The organism is Streptomyces sp. NPDC002520 (assembly GCF_053595235.1).
Window position 1 is genome coordinate 1 of record NZ_JBSFXG010000039.1, and the last position, 20,706, is coordinate 20,706.

Annotated in this window: 19 protein-coding genes and 1 pseudogene; 7 read left to right on the forward strand and 13 right to left on the reverse strand. The window is 71.8% G+C overall.

Going from position 1 to position 20,706, the window contains the following annotated elements; translation table 11 throughout:
- Positions 1-46: 46 nt before the first annotated feature.
- The 6 genes from ACWD5D_RS36285 to ACWD5D_RS36310 form a co-directional block, all read right to left on the reverse strand.
- Positions 47-1,708, reverse strand: coding sequence for an HAL/PAL/TAL family ammonia-lyase (locus tag ACWD5D_RS36285; protein ID WP_451377055.1), 1,662 nt, complete (start codon positions 1,706-1,708; stop codon positions 47-49).
- Positions 1,705-2,823, reverse strand: coding sequence for a histidinol-phosphate transaminase (locus ACWD5D_RS36290; protein WP_451377056.1), 1,119 nt, complete (start codon positions 2,821-2,823; stop codon positions 1,705-1,707). Before ACWD5D_RS36290 ends, ACWD5D_RS36285 begins: the two co-directional genes overlap by 4 nt.
- 37 nt (positions 2,824-2,860) lie before the next feature.
- Positions 2,861-3,616 carry an amino acid ABC transporter ATP-binding protein gene (locus tag ACWD5D_RS36295; protein ID WP_451377134.1) on the reverse strand — a complete coding sequence of 252 codons (756 nt, stop codon included), beginning with the start codon at positions 3,614-3,616 and terminating at the stop codon, positions 2,861-2,863.
- A gap of 8 nt (positions 3,617-3,624) precedes the next feature.
- Positions 3,625-4,602, reverse strand: a complete 978-nt coding sequence (locus ACWD5D_RS36300; protein ID WP_451377057.1) for an amino acid ABC transporter permease — start codon at positions 4,600-4,602, stop codon at positions 3,625-3,627.
- Complete coding sequence (locus ACWD5D_RS36305) at positions 4,599-5,498, reverse strand: ABC transporter substrate-binding protein (RefSeq protein WP_451377058.1); 900 nt, start codon at positions 5,496-5,498, stop codon at positions 4,599-4,601. Before ACWD5D_RS36305 ends, ACWD5D_RS36300 begins: the two co-directional genes overlap by 4 nt.
- A gap of 282 nt (positions 5,499-5,780) precedes the next feature.
- Positions 5,781-6,734: a PDR/VanB family oxidoreductase gene (locus ACWD5D_RS36310; RefSeq protein ID WP_451377059.1), complete on the reverse strand. Its 954-nt coding sequence runs from the start codon at positions 6,732-6,734 to the stop codon at positions 5,781-5,783.
- A 248-nt stretch (positions 6,735-6,982) separates the two neighbouring features.
- On the opposite strand from ACWD5D_RS36310, the gene ACWD5D_RS36315 reads away from it, so the two are divergent.
- Positions 6,983-8,188, forward strand: a complete 1,206-nt coding sequence (locus ACWD5D_RS36315) for a cytochrome P450 (RefSeq protein WP_451377060.1) — start codon at positions 6,983-6,985, stop codon at positions 8,186-8,188.
- A gap of 165 nt (positions 8,189-8,353) precedes the next feature.
- On the opposite strand, the gene ACWD5D_RS36320 is transcribed toward ACWD5D_RS36315, so the two are convergent.
- Positions 8,354-9,151 carry an IclR family transcriptional regulator gene (locus ACWD5D_RS36320; RefSeq protein ID WP_451377061.1) on the reverse strand — a complete coding sequence of 266 codons (798 nt, stop codon included), beginning with the start codon at positions 9,149-9,151 and terminating at the stop codon, positions 8,354-8,356.
- Between the two features lie 311 nt (positions 9,152-9,462).
- Between ACWD5D_RS36320 and ACWD5D_RS36325 the strand changes: the two are divergent.
- The 6 genes and pseudogenes from ACWD5D_RS36325 to ACWD5D_RS36350 all read left to right on the forward strand — a co-directional run.
- Positions 9,463-9,570: pseudogene (locus tag ACWD5D_RS36325) on the forward strand (carboxymuconolactone decarboxylase family protein); the annotation flags it as partial.
- Positions 9,571-9,884: 314 nt separating this feature from the next.
- A complete protein-coding gene (locus tag ACWD5D_RS36330; RefSeq protein ID WP_451377062.1) occupies positions 9,885-10,472 on the forward strand; it encodes a hypothetical protein in 588 nt (195 codons plus the stop codon).
- Positions 10,473-10,707: 235 nt separating this feature from the next.
- On the forward strand, positions 10,708-12,069 hold the full coding sequence (locus ACWD5D_RS36335; protein WP_451377063.1) for a carotenoid oxygenase family protein: 1,362 nt from the start codon (positions 10,708-10,710) through the stop codon (positions 12,067-12,069).
- Positions 12,070-12,198: 129 nt separating this feature from the next.
- Positions 12,199-13,200, forward strand: a complete 1,002-nt coding sequence (locus ACWD5D_RS36340; RefSeq protein WP_451377064.1) for an RNA polymerase sigma factor — start codon at positions 12,199-12,201, stop codon at positions 13,198-13,200.
- Positions 13,197-13,328 carry a hypothetical protein gene (locus ACWD5D_RS36345; RefSeq protein ID WP_451377065.1) on the forward strand — a complete coding sequence of 44 codons (132 nt, stop codon included), beginning with the start codon at positions 13,197-13,199 and terminating at the stop codon, positions 13,326-13,328. The genes ACWD5D_RS36340 and ACWD5D_RS36345 overlap by 4 nt, the downstream gene beginning before the upstream one ends.
- A 374-nt stretch (positions 13,329-13,702) precedes the next feature.
- The gene (locus ACWD5D_RS36350) at positions 13,703-14,422 is read left to right on the forward strand and encodes a lysophospholipid acyltransferase family protein (protein ID WP_451377066.1); all 720 of its coding nucleotides are present in this window, start codon (positions 13,703-13,705) and stop codon (positions 14,420-14,422) included.
- Positions 14,423-14,492: 70 nt separating this feature from the next.
- Here the strand turns inward: ACWD5D_RS36350 and ACWD5D_RS36355 are convergent, their stop codons facing one another.
- From ACWD5D_RS36355 to ACWD5D_RS36380, 6 genes are all read right to left on the reverse strand, one after another.
- Positions 14,493-16,088: an alpha/beta hydrolase gene (locus ACWD5D_RS36355; protein ID WP_451377067.1), complete on the reverse strand. Its 1,596-nt coding sequence runs from the start codon at positions 16,086-16,088 to the stop codon at positions 14,493-14,495.
- A gap of 147 nt (positions 16,089-16,235) precedes the next feature.
- The gene (locus ACWD5D_RS36360) at positions 16,236-17,129 is read right to left on the reverse strand and encodes an urease accessory protein UreD (protein ID WP_451377068.1); all 894 of its coding nucleotides are present in this window, start codon (positions 17,127-17,129) and stop codon (positions 16,236-16,238) included.
- The gene (ureG, locus tag ACWD5D_RS36365) at positions 17,093-17,770 is read right to left on the reverse strand and encodes an urease accessory protein UreG (RefSeq protein ID WP_451377069.1); all 678 of its coding nucleotides are present in this window, start codon (positions 17,768-17,770) and stop codon (positions 17,093-17,095) included. The genes ACWD5D_RS36360 and ureG overlap by 37 nt, the downstream gene beginning before the upstream one ends.
- Positions 17,771-17,996: 226 nt before the next feature.
- Complete coding sequence (locus tag ACWD5D_RS36370; protein ID WP_451377070.1) at positions 17,997-18,671, reverse strand: urease accessory protein UreF; 675 nt, start codon at positions 18,669-18,671, stop codon at positions 17,997-17,999.
- Complete coding sequence (locus tag ACWD5D_RS36375; RefSeq protein WP_451377071.1) at positions 18,671-20,392, reverse strand: urease subunit alpha; 1,722 nt, start codon at positions 20,390-20,392, stop codon at positions 18,671-18,673. The genes ACWD5D_RS36370 and ACWD5D_RS36375 overlap by 1 nt, the downstream gene beginning before the upstream one ends.
- Entirely contained in the window at positions 20,385-20,696 is a 312-nt protein-coding gene (locus tag ACWD5D_RS36380; protein ID WP_451377072.1) for an urease subunit beta, read from the reverse strand. The genes ACWD5D_RS36375 and ACWD5D_RS36380 overlap by 8 nt, the downstream gene beginning before the upstream one ends.
- Between the last annotated feature and the right edge of the window lie 10 nt (positions 20,697-20,706).

Consider the following 20,706-nt stretch of genomic DNA (forward strand, 5'->3'; position numbering starts at 1 on the left):
GGGGCGGCCGGTGGCCGCCCCCACCCCTCTCACCGTGTACGGCCGCTCACGCCGGTTCGTCCGGGTGCACGGCCCGGACGGCCTCGACGACGGCGCCGCGGTGCACGAGATCGATGGCCGCGCGGACCCTCGGGTACATGACGACGTCCTGCGTGATGTGGTCGATGGGCCGCCCGTCCGCGGACCGGGTCGTGCGCACCATGTCGAGGACCGCGCGGGAGGCGGCGGACAGCACCGAGTGGTCGGCGCCCTGTTCGGCCAGGCGCAGTTCGAGTGCCTGCGCGGCCATCAGCAGCTCGATCCCGATGACGGCCTCGATGTTGGCGACCACCTGCCGGGCGTGCCGGCCGGCGTTGTTCGCCATCGAGACGTGGTCCTCCTGGTTCGCGCAGGTCGGGATCGAGTCGACGCTGTCGGGGTGGGCCAGGGTCTTGCAGTCCGACACGAGCGCGGCCGCCAGGTACTGCGGCAGCATGTACCCGCAGTCCATGCCCACCTGCCGGCTCGCGACGAGCATGTCGGGCAGCCCGCGGTTGAGCGAACCGTCGTCGAGCCGGAACAGCCGGCGCTCCGCGATGCTGCCGATCTCGGTGACGGCGATGGCGAGGAAGTCCGCGGCGAACGCGAGGTACTCGGCGTGGAAGTTGCCGCCGGAGACGGCCTTGAGGGTACGGCCGGCCGGCAGGTCCGGGAACACCAGGGGGTTGTCGGTGGCCGCGTTGATCTCGGTCTCGACTATGCCGCGCAGGAACCGCAGGGTGTCGCGGACGGGGCCGAGCACCTGGGGGGTGCAGCGCAGCGAGTAGGCGTCCTGGGGCGGCCGCCTGGCCGGGTCGCGGTCCGCGTCGCCGTCGATCAGGGCGCTGTCGCCGAGCAGTTGCCGGATGCGGGCGGCGGATTCGATCTGGCCTCGGTGGCCGCGGGCCTGGTGGATCTGCGGGAGGAACGCGTCGCCGAAGCCCATCAGGGCCTCGATGGACATCGCCGCGGTGATCTCGGCGGTGGCGAGCAGGTTCTCGGCGTCCGCGAGGGCGAGGGCCACCTGGGCCGTGGAGAACGAGGTGCCGTTGGTGAGGGCGAGTCCCTCCTTCGCGCGCAGCGTGATCCGCTCGAGCCCGGCGCGGCGCATGGCTTCGACCCCGCTCATGAGCTCGCCGTCCCAGAACGCCTCGCCGCTGTCGAGTTCCTCGTCCTTGCCCGCCGGACGGGACAGCACGATGGCCAGGTGGGCGAGCGGGATGAGGTCACCGCTGGCGCCGAGCGAGCCGTACTCCGGGACCGCCGGGTGCACGCCGGCGGTGAGCATGCGCGCGAGGGCCTCGGGCAGTTCGGGCCGGACCGCCGAGTATCCCCGGGTCAGGCTCGCGGCCCGGATCAGCATGGCGGCGCGGACGACCTCCTGGTCCAGGTAGCGGCCCACGCCGCTGGCGTTGGAGACGATCAGTCTGCGGGACAGCTCGGCGGCGTCCTCGGCGGTGCCGAACGCCTGCCGGCCGGCCAGTGAGCCGAATCCGGTGTTGATGCTGTAGATCGGGTCCACCGGTTTGCCGGCGCTCATGTCCTCGATGATCGAGCCGACCCACTCCTCACTGGCGCGCATGGCCGAGGCCGCTGCCTCGCCGACGTCAACCCGGCGACCGGCGCGCGCGACGGCGACGAGGTCGTCGAGCGAGACGGGCGACGCGCCCAAGGTCACTGGCTCGGTCATGGGTTCCTCCTGACACTGGTTGCACGAGTCGCCACTCGGGGCGACATCGTCTGTGCACATGATGACGACCACTGCCGTGCCGCGGCGATCACGGCGGCGTTGGCGGCCTCGTCCCCGACGGTGATCCGTACGCCCTCGCCCGGGAACACCCGTACGCCGATGCCCGCGTGCGCGCACCGCTGCCCGAACTCCGTCGCGGCGTCGCCCCGGAGCGGCAGCCAGACGAAGTTGGTCCCGGAGTCGGTCACGTCCAGGCCCGAGGCGCGCACCTGCGCGACGAGCCGGTCGCGTGCGCCGGTGAGACGCCGTACCCGCTGCGCCGTCAGGTCGGGTTCGTCCAGGGCCGTCAGCGCGGCGGCGAGCGCGGGCGCGCTGAGCGTGAACGGCAGGGCGACGCGCCGGGCGGCGTCGACCACCGCGGCGTCGGCGACGCAGTAGCCGACGCGCAGCCCGGCGAGGCCGTAGGCCTTGGAGAAGGTCCGCAGCACGGCGACGTTGGGATGTGCCCGCCGCAGCCGCACCCCGTCGTCGGTCGCGCCCGCCGGCACGAACTCGCGGTAGGCCTCGTCGACCAGGACCAGGACGTCGTCCGGTACGGCGGCCACGAACTCGGCCAGGGCGCCCGGCGGCAGCACGGTCGAGGTCGGGTTGTTCGGGTTGCAGACGACGACCATGCGCACCTGTGGCGTCAGCGCGGCCGCGAGCGCGGTGAGGTCGAGCGCCGCGTCGTGCAGCGGTACCTCCAGCGGGCTCGCGCCGGCGGCGCCGATCACGATGGGATAGGCCTCGTAGCTGCGCCACGCGTAGGCGACCCGGTCCCCGGGCCCGGCGAACGCGCGCACCAGCTGTTCGAGCACCGCGATCGAGCCGCCGCCGACGAGCACCTGCTCCGGGTCGACCCCCAGGTGGTCGGCGAGGCGCGTCTCGAGTGCGGCCGGCCGCAGCGGCGGGTAGCGGTGGGCGGCACCGGCACTCGCGGCGATCGCGGCCCGCACCGCGGCCGACGGCGCGAACGGCGACTCGTTGGAACCCAGCCGGTGCGTCGGCTCGGCCCCGGCCCTGCCGCTGCCGTAGGCCGGGAGCCGCAGCACTTCCCGGCGCGGGCGTGGCGTCATGGCGCCGCCTCGCCGACAGGCCGCCCCTGCCGGGCCGTCACGCCAGGACCTTGGACAGGAAGGTGCGGGTGCGGTCCTGCCGAGGGTTGCCGAGGACCTCGCCGGGCGCACCGCTCTCGACGAGCACGCCGTCGGACATGAAGTGCACGGTGTCGGCGACCTCGCGCGCGAAGCCCATCTCGTGGGTCACCACGATCATCGTCATGCCGCCCTCCGCCAGGTCGCGCATCACGTCGAGGACTTCGCCGACGAGTTCCGGGTCCAGGGCGGAGGTGGGCTCGTCGAACAGCATCAGCGCGGGACGCATGGCCAGCGCACGGGCTATCGCCACGCGCTGCTGCTGCCCGCCGGACAACTGGCCGGGGTAGTGCCGCGCCTTGCCGGCCAGCCCCACCCGCTCCAGCAGTTCGTGCGCCTCGTCCAGCACGTCCCGCCGGCGCACGCCCTTGACGACGACCGGGCCCTCCAGCACGTTCTCGAGCGCGGTGCGGTGCGGGAAGAGGTTGAACTGCTGGAACACCATCCCGATCCGGGCCCGGCGGCGCGCCACCTCGCGATCGCGCAGCTCGTGCAGCCGGTGCCCGGCACGGCGGTATCCGACGAGGTCCCCGTCGACCCACATGTGCCCGGCGTCGAGTTTCTCCAGGTGGTTGATGCAGCGCAGGAAGGTCGACTTGCCCGAGCCGGAAGGGCCGAGCAGGCACGCCACCTCGCCGCGGGCGACCCGCATGCTCACCCCGCGCAGCACCTCGGCCTGACCGAAGGACTTGCGCACGCGTTCGGCTTCGAACATGGGCTCACTCATGAGGCGCTCCGCAGCGACGAGGGGGCTTCGGCGGCGTCGACGGCTCCGGCGGCGGAGGCGGGCTGACCGCGCAGCAGCCGCGAGGGCCGGGAACGGCGTGCCGTGGTGATCTGGAAGCCACGCCCGAAGTGCCGTTCCACGTAGTACTGCGCGACGGAGAGCGCCGCGGTGATCGCCAGGTACCACAGCGCCGCGACGATCAGCAGCGGGATGGTCTGGAAGGTACGGGAGTAGATCAGGGACGCCGAGGTGAGCAGTTCGGCGTACCCGATCACCAGCACCAGAGAGGTGTACTTCAGCATGCCGATCGTCTCGTTGCCGGTGGGCGGGATGATCACGCGCATGGCCTGGGGCAGTACGACGCGGCGCATCACCGCGCCCCGGCTCATGCCGATCGCCTGTCCCGCCTCGATCTGGCCGCGCGGCACGGCGAGGATGCCGGAGCGCACGATCTCGCTCATGTACGCGCCCTCGTTCAGGCCGAGCCCCAGGACGGCCGCGAGGAAGGGGGTGATCAGGGTGTTGGTGCCGGCCGAGGCGAACTCCGGCCCGAACGGGATCCCGACGGAGATCCGGGGCAGGAGCGCCGAGAGGTAGAACCAGAAGAGCAGTTGCACGAGCAGCGGCGTCCCGCGGAAGAACCACGAGTACAGCCAGGCCACCTTGGCCAGGAGCGGGTTGGGCGAGAGCCGTCCGACCGCGACCACGATGCCGATCACGAGCCCCATCACCATGGCGATGGCGGTGAGTTCGAGCGTGCGGACGACGCCGGTGAGGATCGGCGCGGAGAACAGGTACTGCCACACCACCGGCCACTGGAGTCGCTCGTTCGTGACGAGCAGGTGCAGGGCCATGGCGGCGAGCACGGCGAGGCCGAGCAGGGCGAGGAGGCGTCCGGGGTGGCGGGCGGGGACCACCACGTCGCCGTCGCGCTCGGCGGTTTTCGCCGGCCCGGGGAGCTCCTGGCCGCTCATGACGTCACCCCGTTGACCGGGAAGCTGTCCACCGCTCCGGTGTTCTGGCCGTACTTGGCGAGGATCCGCTGGTAGATGCCGTCCTTGGCGAGGCGTTCGAGCGCCTTGGAGAAGACCTGTTCCAGCTCGCGGTCGCCCTTGCGGAAGACGATGCCGAAGCGGCCGTTCTCGTAGGGCGGGAGCATGGTGAAGGCGCCGGTCTGCTTGGCCACGTAGCCGCCCGCCGTCGAGTCGATCAGGGCCGCGTCCGCTCGTCCGCTCTGCAGGGCGAGGACCATCTGGTTCTGCCCGGGGTAGATGGAGATCGCCAGCGCGGGCTTGCCGTTCTTGCGGCACTTCGCGCTCTGTGCCTGACCGTCCTGCACCTCGGTCGTGCCCTTGTCGATGGCCACCTTCAGCCCGCACAGGTCGTCGAGCCCGGACACCTTGTGGGGGTCCGCCTTGGGCACCATGATGCCGCCGCCCGCCTTGAAGTAGTCGACGAAGTCGACCTGCTTCTGCCGCTCGACGGTGTCGGACATCGCCGACATCGCCATGTCGTAGCGGTGGGAGACCAGACCGGGGATGATCGCGTCGAAGGTGGTGTTGCGGAAGACCAGCTTGACGCCCAGCAGCTTCTCGAACTCGTCGGCGAGTTCGCGGTCGATGCCCTGCACCGTCGTGTTGTCGGCCGCGTAGGACTCGAACGGCGGGTACTCGATGTTGCTGGCGACCTGAAGGGTCGTCCTGCCCGGTGCCGCCTTGTTCAGGAGCGCGTGCAGCGGCGCGCTCGTGGCGGCGGCGTCCTGGTTCGCCACGGTGTTCGTTCCTGAGCCGCAGGCGGTCAGTAGGAAGGCGCCGGCGGTGACCGCGGCGAGCGCGACACGGGTCGCGCCGGGACGGCGGGTGAGAGGCATGGGCGGCTCCTGTCGAAGTCCTCGGCGCGCGCGGTCCGCTCGCTGCGGTGCAGCGGCCGGCACGGCGGCCCTGTCGACCGGCCCCGTGCCGCGCTCCGCAGTGCCCGGTGCGCGCCACTCCGGGTCGGTGCCTGGAAGTTAGGGCGGCAACCGATCAACGCCAACGAGTCGTTCTCAGCCGGTGAGAATCCGCGCTCCGAGGGCCCGGTGCACGCGTGTCCGGCGCGCCTCGCGTGCGGAACGGCGGCTGTGGTCGCGCGGGTTGCGCCGGTCGGCGGGGAGTCACACGTCGAGGACCAGTCGCTCGCCGCGGCACCGCGAGACGCAGATCATCATCGTGTCGGCCGCGGCGCGCTCCTCGTCGCCGAGCACCCGGTCCCGGTGGTCGGGTTCGCCCGCGAGCACCCCGGTCTCGCAGGTCCCGCACACGCCCTCCCGGCAGGAGCTGAGCGACCGCACGCCTGCCGCCGAGAGCGCGTCGAGGATCGACTGGTCCGCGCCGACCCTGATCTCGCGGCCGTCGCGGGTCTCCACCGTGAACGGCCGGTCGTCCGCTCGGCCCCGGGCGTCGGGGGCGGCGGTGAAGTGTTCGAGCACGAGCCGGCTGCCGGGCCGGGCCTCGGCGTAGCCCTCGACGGCGGCGAGCAGTCCGGCCGGACCGCACGCGTACACGCTGGCGTGCGCCGCTCCCCGCCGGTCGAGTTCGGCCGCGACGTCGACGATGCCCGACTCGTCGTCGCGGTGGAACGTCACTTTGTCCCCGTACCGGGCCAGCTCCTCGGTGAACGCCATGGAGGCGGCGGCGCGCCCCAGATACAGCAGGCTCCACTGCCTTCCGGCGGCCTCGAGCGCGGCTGCCATGGGCAGCAGGGGCGTGATCCCGATGCCCCCGGCGACCAGGACGTAGCGCTCCGCCCCGAGATCCAGCGGGAAGGTGTTGCGGGGGGTGCTCACCAGCAGGTTGTCCCCCGCGCGGACACGGTCGTGCAGGTGGGCCGAGCCGCCGCGCCCGTCGGGTTCGCGCAGGACCGCGATCCGCCAGCGTTCCTCGTCCGGGGCCGACGACAGGGAGTACTGCCGGATCAGATCCCGGGAGAGCACGACATCGATGTGGGCCCCCGGTGTCCACCGGGGCAGGACCCGGCCGCCGCGCGCCGCCAGGACGAGGGAGACGACACCCGTCGCTTCCGCCGTCACCTCCTCGACCGTGACGGTCACGAACTGCTGCGCCGACATGGCTCCTCCGTCTTCGAACTCGGCCTGTGCCGGGCACCTGTCCCGGCGCCCGTGATCGTCCGCATCGTGCAAAGGGCGCCCAGGGCGCGGCAACGGCCATTCTCAGCAGGCGATAACGGCCGTGTCCCGGATCCCCGGCGCCGCCCTACGGTTCCCGGGCAGGCCGGCCGGCGCACCCGGCCCGCCCGCGCACACGCTCACCACCCGTGTGTCCGCGCCGACCACCCGCACTCACCCGAGGGGCCCCGATGACCAGCACCGCCGAAGCCCTCGTCACGTCCGTCCCGGACGACCCGTACGACGACGCCAACCTGAGCGATCCCTATCCGCTGTTCGCCCGTATGCGCGACGCCGGGCCGGCGGTGTGGCTGGACAAGTACGAGGTCCACGCCTTCACCCGGTTCGAGGAGTGCCGGCAGATCCTGGCCGATCACGAGACGTTCATCTCCGGGGCCGGGGTCGGGCCGCGCAACTACCACCACCAGCCGCCGTGGCGTCCCGCGGGCATCCTCGACTCCGACCCGCCCATGCACACCCCGCTGCGGACCGCGATGGCCGGGGTCATCTCCCCCCGCAACGTCCGGGTGCTGCGGGCCGCGTTCCAGGAGTTCGCGGAGCACCTCGTGGACCGGCTCCTGGACCAGCGCGAGTTCGACGCGATCACGGAACTGGCCGAGCAGTTCCCGATCGAGGTGTTCGGCAACGCGGTCGGCATCCCCCGCGACGGACGTGCCGAGAACCTCCTCCCGCACGGTGCCATGAACTTCTCCGCGTTCGGCCCCGAGGACGCCCGCTACGACGCGTACTTCGCCGCCGGTGAGGGGACCGTGGACTGGGTGATGAGCAACTGCGCCCGCGAGAACCTGACCCCGGACGGCCTCGGCGCCAGGATCTGGGACTACGCCGACCAAGGCGTGATCACCCCGGACGAGGCCACCCGCCTGGTACGCGCACTGCTCTCGGCGGGCCTGGACACGACCGTGCTGGCCATCGGCAACACCATGAAGTGCCTGGTCACCAACGCCCCCGAGTGGGCCGCGCTGCACCACAACCCCGCGCTCGCGCGGTTCGCCGTCGACGAGGCGCTGCGCTTCGAGTCCCCGTTCCAGTCGTTCTTCCGCACCACCGCGCGCGAGACGGATCTCCTGGGGGTGCGCCTGGCCGAGGACACCAAGATCGCACTGTTCATGGGAGCGGCGAACCGCGACCCGCGCCGGTTCGGGGACGACGCCGACGCCTACCGGATCGAGCGGGACGCCTCCGGACACCTGGCGTTCGGCATCGGCATCCACCAGTGCGTGGGGCAGCCGATCTCCCGGCTCGAGATGGACGTGCTCTTCAGCGAGCTGGCCCGGCGGGTGCGCACGGTCGAACTCACGGGTGAGCCGGTGCCGTTCCTGCACAACACGCTCCGGGGCTGGAAGCACCTGCCGGTGCGGATCACCCCGGCCTGAGACACAGCGGGGACACCGCCCCGCGAGCACGCGCGGCGCCGCTGCTCACCCGGTGGGCAGCGGCGCGGTGTTCACCTGACGGGCCGGGGGTGCCGCGAGCTGTTCACCCGGTGGGCAGCGACGCGGCGCGGTGTTCACCTGACGGGCCGCGGTGCCGCGACCCGTTCACCCGGTGGGCAGCGGCGTCGCGCGATGCTCCAGGATCTCGCCGAGCCGCAGCCCTGCCGCCTGCAGCCGGCTCCGTGCGTGCCGGCGCCAGGCCGAGCCGCACCGGTTCTCCGGCCCGGCCACGGTCAGCGCGCACAGCACCTCGCCGCCCGCGACGACGGGCACCGCCACCGCCACTGCGCCCTCGCTCAGTTCGCCCCTGGTGACGAGGAATCCGCGCCGCCGGATCTGTTCGATCTCGCCGGCCAGCTGGGCCCGCCCCAGGGTGCGGGTGGTGATGGTGCGCAGCGGCTGCTGCAGGACGTGGTCGATGACGGTGCGCGGCGCATGGGCCAGCAGCACGCGCTGACCTGCTCCGGCGTACAGCGGCAGCAGCTGGTTGATGCGGAAGGCCATCCGGATCGGGTGGGACGACTGCGTCTGACGCAGGCACATGGCCTGGGCGCCGACCCGTACCGTCAGTACGGCCGTCTCGCCGGTCGTGTCCGTCAGCTCCTGGAGCAGCGCGTGGCCCAGCTCGACCAGGCGCGTGTGGGTGAGGTGCTGGCCGGAGAGTTCCAGCAGCCGCCAGCCGGGTGCGTAGGTGCCCGCGCGCTCCTCCACGAGGTCCAGCTCGCGCAGGGTGCGCAGATACCGGTAGACGGTGCTCACCGGGATGCCGACGTCCTCGGCGATCTTCTCGACCCGGGCCTCGCCCGACTCGGCCACGGTGATCAGCACGTTGAGACCACGCTGGAACGAGACTCCCGGCGACGCGCCGGGCCGGCCCGCACCATAGGGGATCGCTGTTGCCACGAAGCCTCCCTCGGCCTGCCCACAGGATCAGCGGTTCCCGTGCGCAGTGGGACGCGCCGGGCGCGGGCGCCGGCGTGGACGGGCCTTCCCGCCTCGCACGAGACCACGACCGTGCCGTATCGACGGCTCCCGCGCACACCCCCTTCTCATCCTGTGAGAACGCTCATTGTCACTGCGAGGCACCTTGTCGGCGCGGCACCGGCCGAACAGGGTTACACATGCCCCTGAGCAAACAGGGTTACAGATGACGGCAGTGGCGGACAGGTGGAGTGTGGGGCCGGTCGTGTTCTATTACCTGCTCAGGTAGTGGCACCCCGTTCTGCACCGACGCAGAGCGCGCGGCCCTGGCGCCGGCCGAGGCCGCCACCCGCCTCCGGGACGGTGCGCAGGGCGTCACCGACGAGATCTGGGATGAGGCCAACGCCCGGTGGGCCACGAGGCCGGGGCCAGGACCTGTCGTCACACTGATGTTCTCCATGGCGTAGACGGCCCACAGCGCCGGGCCGGTGATCGCCGCGACGGCAATCGAACACCGGCCGTCAGTGGGCAGTCGAGCCAGCCGTGAGCCGTGTACGGGCAGAGGTGGAGGCCACCGAAACCGATTGTGGTGAGGGTCACACTCCCATCTTCGAACTTCGGCGCTCGCCCTGCATCTAGTCCGCGTCGGTACATCACCCGGCGGCGGAGCAACCACCCTCCCCCGCCGTCCAATTGACTCAGCAAGGAACACTCAATGGGTTTCATGGCTTACCTGCGCGGCTTCGTCCCCTGGATCGTCGCCGGTGTCGTGTCGGGCTTCGTCGACTGGCGCTGGGGTGCGATCAGCGGTCTCGTCTCGGGGCTGCTGCTCCTGCTCCAGGACCTCCGTCGGGGGGTCGATCTCGACGCTCTGATCCTCGAGGCCAGCACCATCGTGTACTTCGTCGTGATCGGCGCCGTCTCGGTCGCGGCCCCGGACTCGACGCTGAAGGACCACACCGACGTCCTCTCGTTCGTCTGGCTGGGCGCCACCGCCTGGGGATCCCTGGCGATCCGCCACCCGTTCACGCTGGGCATCGCCAAGCGCCAGACGCCGCGCGAGTACTGGGGCATGCCGGAGTTCATCCAGGTCAACAACCACATCACCAGCGCCTGGGGCGCCGGCTTCACCTTCATCGCGGTCACCCTGGCCATCGGCAACGCGGTGGACGCCCCGGCGTGGGTGGGCATCACCGCGCACGTCATCGGCCTCGTCGCCCCGATCATCTTCACGAAGGTGTACCCCGAGCGGGCCCAGCGGCGCCTGCTGGAGTCACAGGGGATGACGTCCGTACCCCAGTGATCCGTCCCGTGCGTTTCGCACGAAGTCCGTGCCGGCAACCACGCCGACGTGAGCACGCTCGCCGTCTCCGTCGCCGAGCCCGCCGAGGTCGCCGCCTTCATCGAGCAGGCCGCCTCGGCGACCACGGTCTGACCGTTCACCACAGGCGGCCTCGGTACTCGGCCGCCGCAACCGCCCCGGACCTGATCAACGGACCCGGCCGGCACCACGGCGCCGGCCTGACAAGGAAAGCACCATGACCGAACAGACCACCCTCCCCCTCTACCTCCGAGGCCGCTTCGCCCCGGTCCCCGAGGAGCACAGCGCCGCCGACCTCACCGTACGGGGCTCGCTGCCGCCGGAACTGGACGGACGCTATCTGCGCAACGGTCCCAACCCGCTGCCCGGCGAGGACGACGGGCACTGGTTCACCGGCCCCGGCATGCTCCACGGCATCCGGCTGCGCGGCGGACGCGCCGAGTGGTACCGCAACCGGTGGGTCCGCACCCGGAAGCTCGAAGGACACCCGTTCGTCCGCGAGGACGGCACCATCGACCTGGCCGTGACGCCCGGCAACACCCATGTCATCCGGCACGCGGACACCGTGCTGGCGCTGTGCGAGAACGGCCTCCCCTACTGGGTCACCCCCGCGCTGGAGACCGTCGGACCGTACGACTTCCGCGGGCGGCTCACGACGGCGATGACCGCCCACCCCAAGGAGGACCCGGTAACCGGCGAACTCCACCTGTTCGGCATCGGTTACGCCCCGCCCTACCTCACCTACCACCGGGTCACGGCGCAGGGTGAGCTGCTCGACAGCCGGCCGATCGAGGTGCCCGGCCCGACGATGATGCACGACTTCGCCATCACCGAGCACCACATCGTCTGGATGGACCTGCCCGTGGTCTTCCGGCCCGAACTCGCCGGGCTCGGCGGCATGCCTTTCCAGTGGGACGACACGTACGGGGCGCGGCTCGGCATCATGTCCCGCACGCCCGGCAGCACCGATGTGCGCTGGTACGACATCGACCCCTGCTACGTCTTCCACGTCGGCAACGCCTTCGAGGACGCACAGGGGCGGATCGTCCTCGACGCGGTGCGCTACGACGACGCCGGCTTCCGGCGCTCCTGGGGCGACATCGGCGGGGCCACCGGCCCCGCCGTCGCGCCGGAACCGGGCCACTCCCAGGTGCCCGCCGTGCTGTACCGCTGGACTCTGGACCCGGCCACCGGCCGCGTCACCGAGTCCCAACTGGACGACAGGGAAGCCGAGTTCCCCACCCACAACGAGACCCTGACCGGCCGCGAGAACCGCTACCTGTACACGGTCTCGGGCGACGGCATCGCCAAGCACGACCTCATGGGCCGGACCGGCCAGGTCCACGCGACGCCCGGCGCCCGCTACGCGGGTGAGGCGGTGTTCGTCCCGGCGCCGGACGGCGGGAGCGAGGACGAGGGCTGGCTCCTGTCGCTCATCTCGAACGACGACGGCCACGCCGGGGAACTGCTCGTCCTCGACGCCAAGGACCTCTCCGAGCAGGCGGTGGTGGAACTGCCGTACGCCGTCCCGGCCGGTTTCCACGGCAGCTGGCTGCCGGAGCTCGGCGAGGAGGCGTAGCGGGAAGGTTCTTCGACCAGCGGGAAAGACTCTTCAAAAGGTACGCCGGGGTTCTTTTCCCGGCGTACCTGCCTTTGCGACAGTCCCCACACACAGTTCGCGATGCGTCCGTACGGAGGCGTTCATTTCATGGTGTTTCTCGGTCCCCCCACGGATGAGGAACTCACCCGCAGGGCCCAGTCCGGTGAGACCGCGGCCCTCGGTCTGTTGCTGGTCCGCCATCAGGCGGCGATGCGGGCGGTGGCGCTGAGCCTGCTCGGCTGCGGCCCGGACGCGGAGGACGCGGTGCAGGACGCCGCGCTGACCGCGCTGCAGCGCATCGGCGCCGTACGAGATCCCTCGTCCGTGGGAGCGTGGCTGCGGGCGATCGTGCGCAACGCCGCCCGCATGCGGCTGCGCGCCACCAGGGAGACCCTCGGCCTGGACGGCCTCGACCACTGTCCGCGCGAGAACGGCCCGGCGCAGCCGGAGCAGCTCATCGAGCAGCACGCGCTGCGGGACTGGATCTGGTACGCCGTGGAGGAACTGCCGCCGCACCTGCGGGTGGTGACGATGCTCCGGCACTTCAGCAGCCTCGACTCCTACGAGGAGATCGCCGCCGCCTGCGAGATACCCGTCGGCACCGTACGCAGCCGCCTCAACCAGGCCAAGGGGAGGATGGCCCGGTCCCTGCTGTCGACGGCCACGCACGCGCACGACGACGCCTCCGTCCTCAGCGAGGAGAGCCGGCACGAGGCCGTGGCGACCCTGGATGCCTCCGAGCGTGGCACGCTGCCCCAGGACATCTCCGAACTGTGGCCGGCGGAGTCCCGGCTCGTGGGCCGGCTCAGCACACCGGGGGAACACACCCATCCCACCCCGGTCCTGCGGCAGACCCTGGAGAAGGGGGTGCACCAGAGCGTGCGGCATGTGGTGGCCAGCCGCTCCATCACCATCTGGGAAATGGACCTCAAGAACCCCGCCGACACCACCGACCCCTGTCCGCCGAACATCGCCTGGCTCATGTTCCGCGAGGACAGGAAGGTCAAGGAACTCCGGCTGATCTGGCCCGGGCGTCGCGATGACGAGCCGGCGGGGGACGCTGTCGCATGTTCCGGCGCCACCGCTTCCGCCGCCGAGGGGACCTCATGACCGTGACGACGGCAGGGGCCACGCGCATCGAGGACGCGGCGCTCGCCCGTGCCGCGCGGCCGGGTGGGGCCGCCGCCCCGGGCTGCTGCCCGAACGCCGCCGCGCGGGCATGCGCGCGGTGGCGCTGAGCTTCCCGGAACCGGGGCCGGACCACGAGGTCTGATGCGGCAGCCGCGGAGCAACTCTCCCCCGGCGCTCCGTCCGCCGTTGATGCCGCGCCACTTCTCCACTGAGGTCAGGCCCTACGACCGGATCGCCCACGCCTGCGGAGTCCCGGCCGCTACGGTCCGCAGCCGGCTCAGCAAGGCCGGGCTAAGCTCGCAGTAGCCCTCGCCGCCACGGCTGTGACTGTCCATCAGCCAACTCGGCGAAGGGGCAGCATGAGACCGCCCGAACATGGCTACAGATGACGACAGGTGCACATCAGCCCGCGTCCATGATCCTTGCGGTGAACTGGTAAAACACCGGTTTCAAGTGGAGCCGGTAGAGTGAGGAGCGAGCCGTGTTCTACTACCTGCTCAAGTACGTGGTGCTGGGCCCCTTGCTGAGACTGGTCTTCCGGCCCCGGATCGAGGGGCTGGAGAACGTGCCGGCGTCGGGTGCGGCGATCGTCGCCGGGAACCACCTGTCCTTCTCCGACCACTTCCTGATGCCGGCGATCCTGAAGCGGCGCATCACCTTCCTCGCCAAGGCGGAGTACTTCACCGGGCCGGGCCTCAAGGGCCGGCTGACCGCGTTCTTCTTCCGCAGCGCCGGCCAGATCCCGGTGGACCGCTCCGGCAAGGAGGCGGGGGCGGCCGCGATCCGCGAGGGCCTCGGCGTCCTGAGCAAGGGCGAGCTGCTGGGCATCTACCCGGAGGGGACCCGCTCGCACGACGGGCGGCTCTACAAGGGCAAGGTCGGGGTGGCCGTGATGGCGCTGCGGGCCGGGGTGCCGGTCGTGCCCTGCGCGATGATCGGCACCTTCGAGGCGCAGCCGCCGGGCAAGGTCATCCCGAACATCCACCCGGTCGTCATCCGCTTCGGCAAGCCGCTCGACTTCTCCCGCTACGCGGGCATGGAGCACGAGAAGGCCGTGCTGCGGGCCATCACCGACGAGATCATGTACGCCATCCTGACGCTGTCCGAGCAGGAGTACGTCGACCAGTACGCGGCGGTCGTGAAGGCGGAGCAGGCGACGGCGAAGAGTGAACGCAGGTTTCCCCGGGCGCCGCTGAGTTGACGTACGGCGGCCGCGAAGGGGCGGGCCGGGGGATCCCGGCCCGCCCCTCGCCGCGACGGGTGAGGTGCGGTTACGGCTTGGGCGTCGCGTGCGGCGTGCAGGTCACGTCGGAGGTGTCCAGCTGGCCGTTGACCAGGTAGGCGTCGACGCGCTGGTTGATGCACGGGTTGACCAGGCCGGTCACACCGTGCGAGCCCGCGTCCTTCTCGGTGATCAGACGGGAGCCCTTGAAGCGCTTGTGCAGTTCGACGGCGCCGGCGTACGGGGTGGCGGCGTCACGGGTGGACTGCACGATGAGCACCGGCGGCAGGCCCTTGCCGGTGCGGACGTCGACCGGGGTCTGCTGCTTGACCGGCCAGGTCGCGCAGGGCAGGTTCATCCACGCGTTGGCCCAGGTCATGAACGGGTAGTCCTTGTTGAGCCGGGTGTTGTCCCGGTCCCAGCGCTCCCAGCTGGTGGGCCACTTGGCGTCGGTGCACTCGACGGCCGTGTAGACGGCGTTGCCGTTCTCCGAGGAGATGTTGCCCGCGGTGTCCGACATGTCGGGGGCCGCGGCGTCGACCAGCGCCTGGGTGTCACCGGCGACGTACTTGCTGAACACCGTGGCGATCGACACCCACGTGGAGTCGTAGTACGGCGCGCTCTGGAAGAAGGAGATCAGCTCGGCCGGGCCGACGACCCCGCCGATGGGGCTCTTCTTCGCGGTGGCCCGGACCTTGAGCCACTGGGCCTGCACGGCGTCACGGGTGGTGCCGAGGTGGAAGGTGGCGTCGTTGGCGGCGACCCAGTCCTCCCAGTCCTTCCAGCGGCCCTCGAACGCGACGTCCTGGTTGAGGTTGGCCTCGTACCAGATGTTGTCGCGCGCCGGGTCGACCACGCTGTCGACGAGCATGCGCCGGATGTGGCCCGGGAAGAGGGTGCCGTAGACGGCGCCCAGGTAGGTGCCGTAGGAGACACCCAGGTAGTTGATCTTCTTCTCGCCGAGCGCGGCGCGGATGACGTCCAGGTCGCGCGCGGTGTTCGGCGTGGTCATCTGGGGCAGCATCTCGCCGCTGCGCTCGTAGCAGCCGTCCGCGTACTCGCGGGCCAGCTTGCGCTGCGCGAGCTTGTCGGCCCCGGAGTCCGGCACCGGGTCGGCCTTGGGCGCCTTGACGAACTCCTGCGGGTCGATGCAGGAGATCGGCGCGGAGTGGCCGACGCCGCGCGGGTCGAAGCCCACGAAGTCGTAGGCCTTCGCCACGTTGGCCCAGACGGGGTTCTTGTTGGTGACCCGGGTCGGGAAGCGCAGGCCGGAGCCACCGGGACCGCCGGGGTTGTAGATGAGGGCGCCCTGGCGCTCGGCCGGGGTGCCGGTGTTGCCGATGTGGTCGACGGCGAGCTTGATCTGCTTGCCGTCCGGCTTCGTGTAGTCGAGCGGCACGCTCACCCAGCCGCACTGGATCGGCTTCGCCAGGCCCCAGCCGGTGGGGCAGTCCTGCCAGTCGATGCCCGCCTTCTCGGCACGCGCGGCGGCGATCGCGGCGCCGCGGGCCGCGAGGTCCTGGCCGTGACCGGCGCTGGCACTGGCCGCGGGCGCCGACACGGCGCCGGCTATCAGGGTCGCGGTGACGAGCGCACCGGCCGAACCAAGCGCCAGCACACGATTCTTGGGTCTGATGTCCCTCAAGTGGGCCCTCCCCGTACATCGTTGTGAATGTCTCGGGGATCCTCGCGGCTGTGGGCAGTCTGAGAACAGGGGTCGTTGACCTTCTTTACCAATCCGATAAACGGTTGATCACGTCCCGCTGAACGGAACATCACCTCGGCGGCCCCGTCAGGACAGCAGAGTCAACGCCTCGTTCAGCAACTTTCGCAGCCTCAGCGCGTCGGGGGCGACGGCGCTGACGAGGACGGCGGGCCCGGCGAGCGGCACCAGCGCGGCGCACTCCCCCAGCATCCGTGCGGCAGGCGGTCGCTCGCCGAACTCGGGCCGTACGACGACCAGTTGTCCGGCCGATCGGTGTCCCGCGAGCACCGCGGGCCCGTCCCAGCCGCCCGGCGCGCCGGGGCCGCAGGACAGCTCCTGGTCCAGCACGGTCCGGCCCGCGACCCGTACCGTGAGCCGGCTGCCGAGCCTCCCGGGCTCCTCCCCGACCCGCCCGAGCACCTGCTCCTCGCGCAGCACCAGCCGGGACCCTGCGCCGAGTTCGGCCCGCGTCGTGACGTACAGCTCGCTGCCGGCGACCGAGATCAGCTGCTCGGGCAGCCAGCGCAGTTCGGCCCCGTCGGCCACGTCGAGCCGTACGTCGTAGCGTGCCTCTCCCCCGGCCTGTCCGGGCAGGGCGATGGTGGCGGCGGCCGATCCGATGTGCAGCCGCGCCCCCTCCTCCGCCCGCGCCTCGACCGAGAAACGGTCACCGCCGAGCGGCCCGCTCATCGCGCCGACCACCATGACCCGCGCCTCGGCACCGCTCGCCCGGGTGCGGCGCAGTGCGAGCGGTCCGTCGCCGTCCAGCACGGGCAGCGCGGTGCCGCCGCGCCCGTCGGCACGAGCGACGATCCGCGCCCGCGCCCGGACGCCGCTGCCGCCCGCGCCGCCCGCGCCGCGGACATTCGCATTCGTGTCGCGGACCCCGGTCACAGCCGTGTCGCGGGCCCCGGTCGCGCCCTTGTCGCGGACGCCCGTCGCCGTCATGCCGTCCACGCGGCCAGCCGCTCGCGCACCCACGCGGCCACCTCCGCGACGCCCCGCTCGCCGCGCAACGACTGGAACACGACGGGAAGTTCGGCGCGCTGCGCCTTCGCGTCGGCGGCCATCCGGGCGAGGTCGGAGCCGACGTACGGCGCGAGGTCGGTCTTGTTGACGACGAGCAGGTCGGCGGTGGTGACGCCGGGCCCGCCCTTGCGCGGGATGTCGTCACCGCCGGCCACGTCGATGACGAAGATCTGAGCGTCCACGAGCCCCTTGGAGAAGGTCGCGGTGAGGTTGTCCCCACCGGACTCCACGAGGATCAGATCCAGCGGCCCGACCGCGTCCTCCAGGTCCTCCACGGCTTCGAGGTTGGCGGAGATGTCGTCGCGGATCGCGGTGTGCGGGCAGGCTCCGGTCTCCACGGCCGTGATCCGCTCGGGCGGCAGCACGGCCTCCCGGAGCAGGAACTCCGCGTCCTCGCGGGTGTAGATGTCATTGGTGACGACGGCCAGCGACAGTTCCTCGCGCAGCACCCGGCACAGCGCGGCGACGGTGGCGGTCTTGCCGGATCCGACGGGTCCGCCGAGCCCGATGCGCAGGGCGCGGCGCGAGCCGTCGGGGCGACGGGCGTCGGCGCTCACGGCGCCGGGGCCGTGGTGGGTGTGATCGAGATGCATGACAGCGGCTCCAGATTCGGCCAGGATCAGCATGGTTCGGCCCGTCCGGCGATTGAGGACGAGGCCGTCCGGGCCGATCGGGGGTCCAGGGGGCAGAGCCCCCTGACGGGGTCGAAGGGGCGCAGCCCCCTGGGGATGGGGCAGCCCCTGGGGATGGGGCAGCCCCTGGGATGGGAACGGGTAAGGGCGGCGGGGCGATCCTCCCGGGCAGCCCCGCCGACGACCTCTAGGACGCGAACAACCGCACAGGCCACCCCGCATGCCACTCCGCCCCGATCTCCAGCAGGGGCCCCGACGCTGCGGGCAGGGCGTCGACCCCTTCGTCGAGCACTCTCCGCGCCCCCTCCACAGCACGGTCCACCACGCGATCCAGCTCCGGGGCCAGCCGGGCCAGCACCCCCGTCGCGTCGAACGGGTCGAGGCTCAGCAACCGCACCGTCGCCGTGGCCGGCCCGCTCACGCTCTCGTACACCGCGCAGTACGCCGCGTCCTCGGGCGTGAGCCCGGCCGCCCGCGCGGCGACACCGAGCACGACCGGCTGGTGGGCGCCCTTGGGGAACTCCCGTGCCAGCGCGGCCAGTTCGCCGGACGGCCAGCTCGCCCGCGCCGCCCGCATCAGCTGCCGGCCGAGCCTGCGCGCAGCTCCGCGCAGGGCCGGCGACGGCGTCCGGGCGTCCGCCGCAGCGTCCAACTCCCTTGGATCCACGCCGAGTACGGCGGCGGCCGCGAGGGCCGCCGCGACCAGGCCGGCGGTGTGCAGCCGTCCCCGGCAGAAGTCCTCCAGGTCCGCGGCGGAGGTGATCCGGCCCGCCTTGACGGCGGCCTCCGCCCCGCCGGAGTGCGCGTGCCCTCCGGCGGGGAAGCGGCCGTCGGCCAGGACGAGCAGTGCGGCCCTGGACATCAGAAGAGGAAGTAGCGCTGGGCCATGGGCAGTTCGACGGCCGGTTCGGCCTCCACCAGCGCGCCGTCGATGGTCACGGCGAAGCTGTCGGGGTCGATCCGTACGTCCGGCAGCGCGTCGTTCTCCCGCATGTCGGCCTTGGTGACCGCCCGCGTCGAACGGATGGCCGCGAACCTCTTGCCGAGCCCGAGCCGCTCCGGCAGCCCGTCCTCGATGGCCGACGGGGCCACGAAGTTCAGGGAGTTGGCGGCCGGGGCCCGCCCGATCGCGCCGAACATCGGCCGGGGCAGGATCGGCTGCGGGGTCGGGATCGAAGCGTTCGCGTCGCCCATCTGCGCGTAGGCGATCTGTCCGCCCTTGAGCACGAGCAGTGGCTTGACCCCGAAGAACGCGGGCTCCCACAGCACCAGGTCGGCGAGCTTGCCGGTCTCGACGGATCCGATCTCGGCGGCGAGGCCCTGGGCGAGCGCGGGATTGATCGTGTACTTGGCGACGTACCGCCGTACCCGCCGGTTGTCCGCCCGCCCGTCACCCGGCAGCGCGCCCCGCCGGCGCTTCATGACGTGGGCCGTCTGCCAGGTGCGCAGGACGACCTCGCCGACGCGACCCATGGCCTGGGAGTCGGAGGAGATGATCGAGATCGCGCCGAGGTCGTGGAGCACGTCCTCCGCGCCTATGGTGGACGGCCGGATCCGCGACTCGGCGAAGGCCAGGTCCTCGGGGACGACCGGGTTGAGGTGGTGGCACACCATCAGCATGTCGAGGTGTTCCTCGGCGGTGTTGACGGTGAACGGCCTGGTCGGGTTGGTGGAGCTGGGCAGCACGTTCGGCTGTGAGACCACGGTCATGATGTCCGGCGCGTGCCCGCCGCCGGCGCCCTCGGTGTGGTACGAGTGGATGCCCCGGCCGGCGATCGCGGCGAGGGTGTCGCCGACGAAACCGGCCTCGTTCAGGGTGTCGGTGTGGATGGCGACCTGGATGCCGGTGCGGTCGGCCACGGTGAGCGCCGCGTCGATGACGGCCGGGGTGGATCCCCAGTCCTCGTGCAGCTTCAGACCCACGGCGCCGCCCCGGATCTGGGAGAGCATCGCCTCGTGGGAGACGGTGTTGCCCTTGCCGAGGAAGCCGACGTTGACGGGGTAGGCCTCCATCGCCTCGAACATCCGGGCGAGATGCCAGGGACCCGGCGTCACGGTGGTCGCCTTGGAGCCCTCGGCCGGACCCGTGCCGCCGCCGACCAGGGTGGTGATGCCGGAGGCCAGCGCCTCGTCGGCGACCTGCGGGCAGATGAAGTGGACGTGCGCGTCGATCGCGCCGGCGGTGAGGATGCGTCCGTTGCCCGCGATGACCTCGGTCTCGGGGCCGATGACGAGGTCGGCGTGCACGCCGTCCATGGTGTCCGGGTTGCCGGCCTTGCCGATGCCGGTGATCCGGCCGTCCCGGATGCCGACGTCGGCCTTGACGATGCCCCAGTGGTCGACGATGACGACGCCGGTGATGACGGTGTCGGGGGTGCCGTCGGCGCGCGTGGCCCGCGACTGGCCCATGGACTCGCGGATGACCTTGCCGCCACCGAAGACCGCCTCGTCGCCGGAGTTTCCGGGGCCGCCGGAGCGATCCTCCTCGATCTCGATCAGCAGGTCGGTGTCGGCGAGCCGGACGCGGTCGCCGGTGGTGGGTCCGAACAGGTCGGCGTAGGCGGCGCGGTAGATCTCAGGCATCGAGGGCACCTCCGATCTCGCCGCGCAGTCCGGGCACGATCCGGGCGCCGGTGAGGGGGACGAGTTCGACAGCGACGGGGATGCCGGGCTCGAAGCGCACGGCGGTGCCTGCGGCGACGTTCAGCCGCTTGCCGCGGGCGGCGGCACGGTCGAACTCCAGGCCGGGGTTGGCCTCGGCGAAGTGGTAGTGGGAGCCGACCTGGACGGGCCGGTCGGCGGCGTTGAGCACGGTGAGCCGGGTGACCTCGCGGCCCCCGTTGACGACGATCGGGTCGTCCTCGAACAGAACCTCTCCGGGAATCATCACGGCCCCC

What these genes read in the sequence shown, in the direction of transcription:
- ACWD5D_RS36330 (WP_451377062.1), top strand. Translation starts at nt 9,885, where the DNA reads ATGGGTTTCATGGCTTACCTGCGCGGCTTCGTCCCCTGGATCGTCGCC.
- ACWD5D_RS36380 (WP_451377072.1), bottom strand. Translation starts at nt 20,696, where the DNA reads ATGATTCCCGGAGAGGTTCTGTTCGAGGACGACCCGATCGTCGTCAAC.
- ureG (WP_451377069.1), bottom strand. Translation starts at nt 17,770, where the DNA reads ATGCATCTCGATCACACCCACCACGGCCCCGGCGCCGTGAGCGCCGAC.
- ACWD5D_RS36285 (WP_451377055.1), bottom strand. Translation starts at nt 1,708, where the DNA reads ATGACCGAGCCAGTGACCTTGGGCGCGTCGCCCGTCTCGCTCGACGAC.
- ACWD5D_RS36295 (WP_451377134.1), bottom strand. Translation starts at nt 3,616, where the DNA reads ATGTTCGAAGCCGAACGCGTGCGCAAGTCCTTCGGTCAGGCCGAGGTG.
- ACWD5D_RS36315 (WP_451377060.1), top strand. Translation starts at nt 6,983, where the DNA reads ATGACCAGCACCGCCGAAGCCCTCGTCACGTCCGTCCCGGACGACCCG.
- ACWD5D_RS36310 (WP_451377059.1), bottom strand. Translation starts at nt 6,734, where the DNA reads ATGTCGGCGCAGCAGTTCGTGACCGTCACGGTCGAGGAGGTGACGGCG.
- ACWD5D_RS36340 (WP_451377064.1), top strand. Translation starts at nt 12,199, where the DNA reads ATGGTGTTTCTCGGTCCCCCCACGGATGAGGAACTCACCCGCAGGGCC.
- ACWD5D_RS36305 (WP_451377058.1), bottom strand. Translation starts at nt 5,498, where the DNA reads ATGCCTCTCACCCGCCGTCCCGGCGCGACCCGTGTCGCGCTCGCCGCG.
- ACWD5D_RS36370 (WP_451377070.1), bottom strand. Translation starts at nt 18,671, where the DNA reads ATGTCCAGGGCCGCACTGCTCGTCCTGGCCGACGGCCGCTTCCCCGCC.
- ACWD5D_RS36300 (WP_451377057.1), bottom strand. Translation starts at nt 4,602, where the DNA reads ATGAGCGGCCAGGAGCTCCCCGGGCCGGCGAAAACCGCCGAGCGCGAC.
- ACWD5D_RS36335 (WP_451377063.1), top strand. Translation starts at nt 10,708, where the DNA reads ATGACCGAACAGACCACCCTCCCCCTCTACCTCCGAGGCCGCTTCGCC.
- ACWD5D_RS36290 (WP_451377056.1), bottom strand. Translation starts at nt 2,823, where the DNA reads ATGACGCCACGCCCGCGCCGGGAAGTGCTGCGGCTCCCGGCCTACGGC.
- ACWD5D_RS36375 (WP_451377071.1), bottom strand. Translation starts at nt 20,392, where the DNA reads ATGCCTGAGATCTACCGCGCCGCCTACGCCGACCTGTTCGGACCCACC.
- ACWD5D_RS36345 (WP_451377065.1), top strand. Translation starts at nt 13,197, where the DNA reads ATGACCGTGACGACGGCAGGGGCCACGCGCATCGAGGACGCGGCGCTC.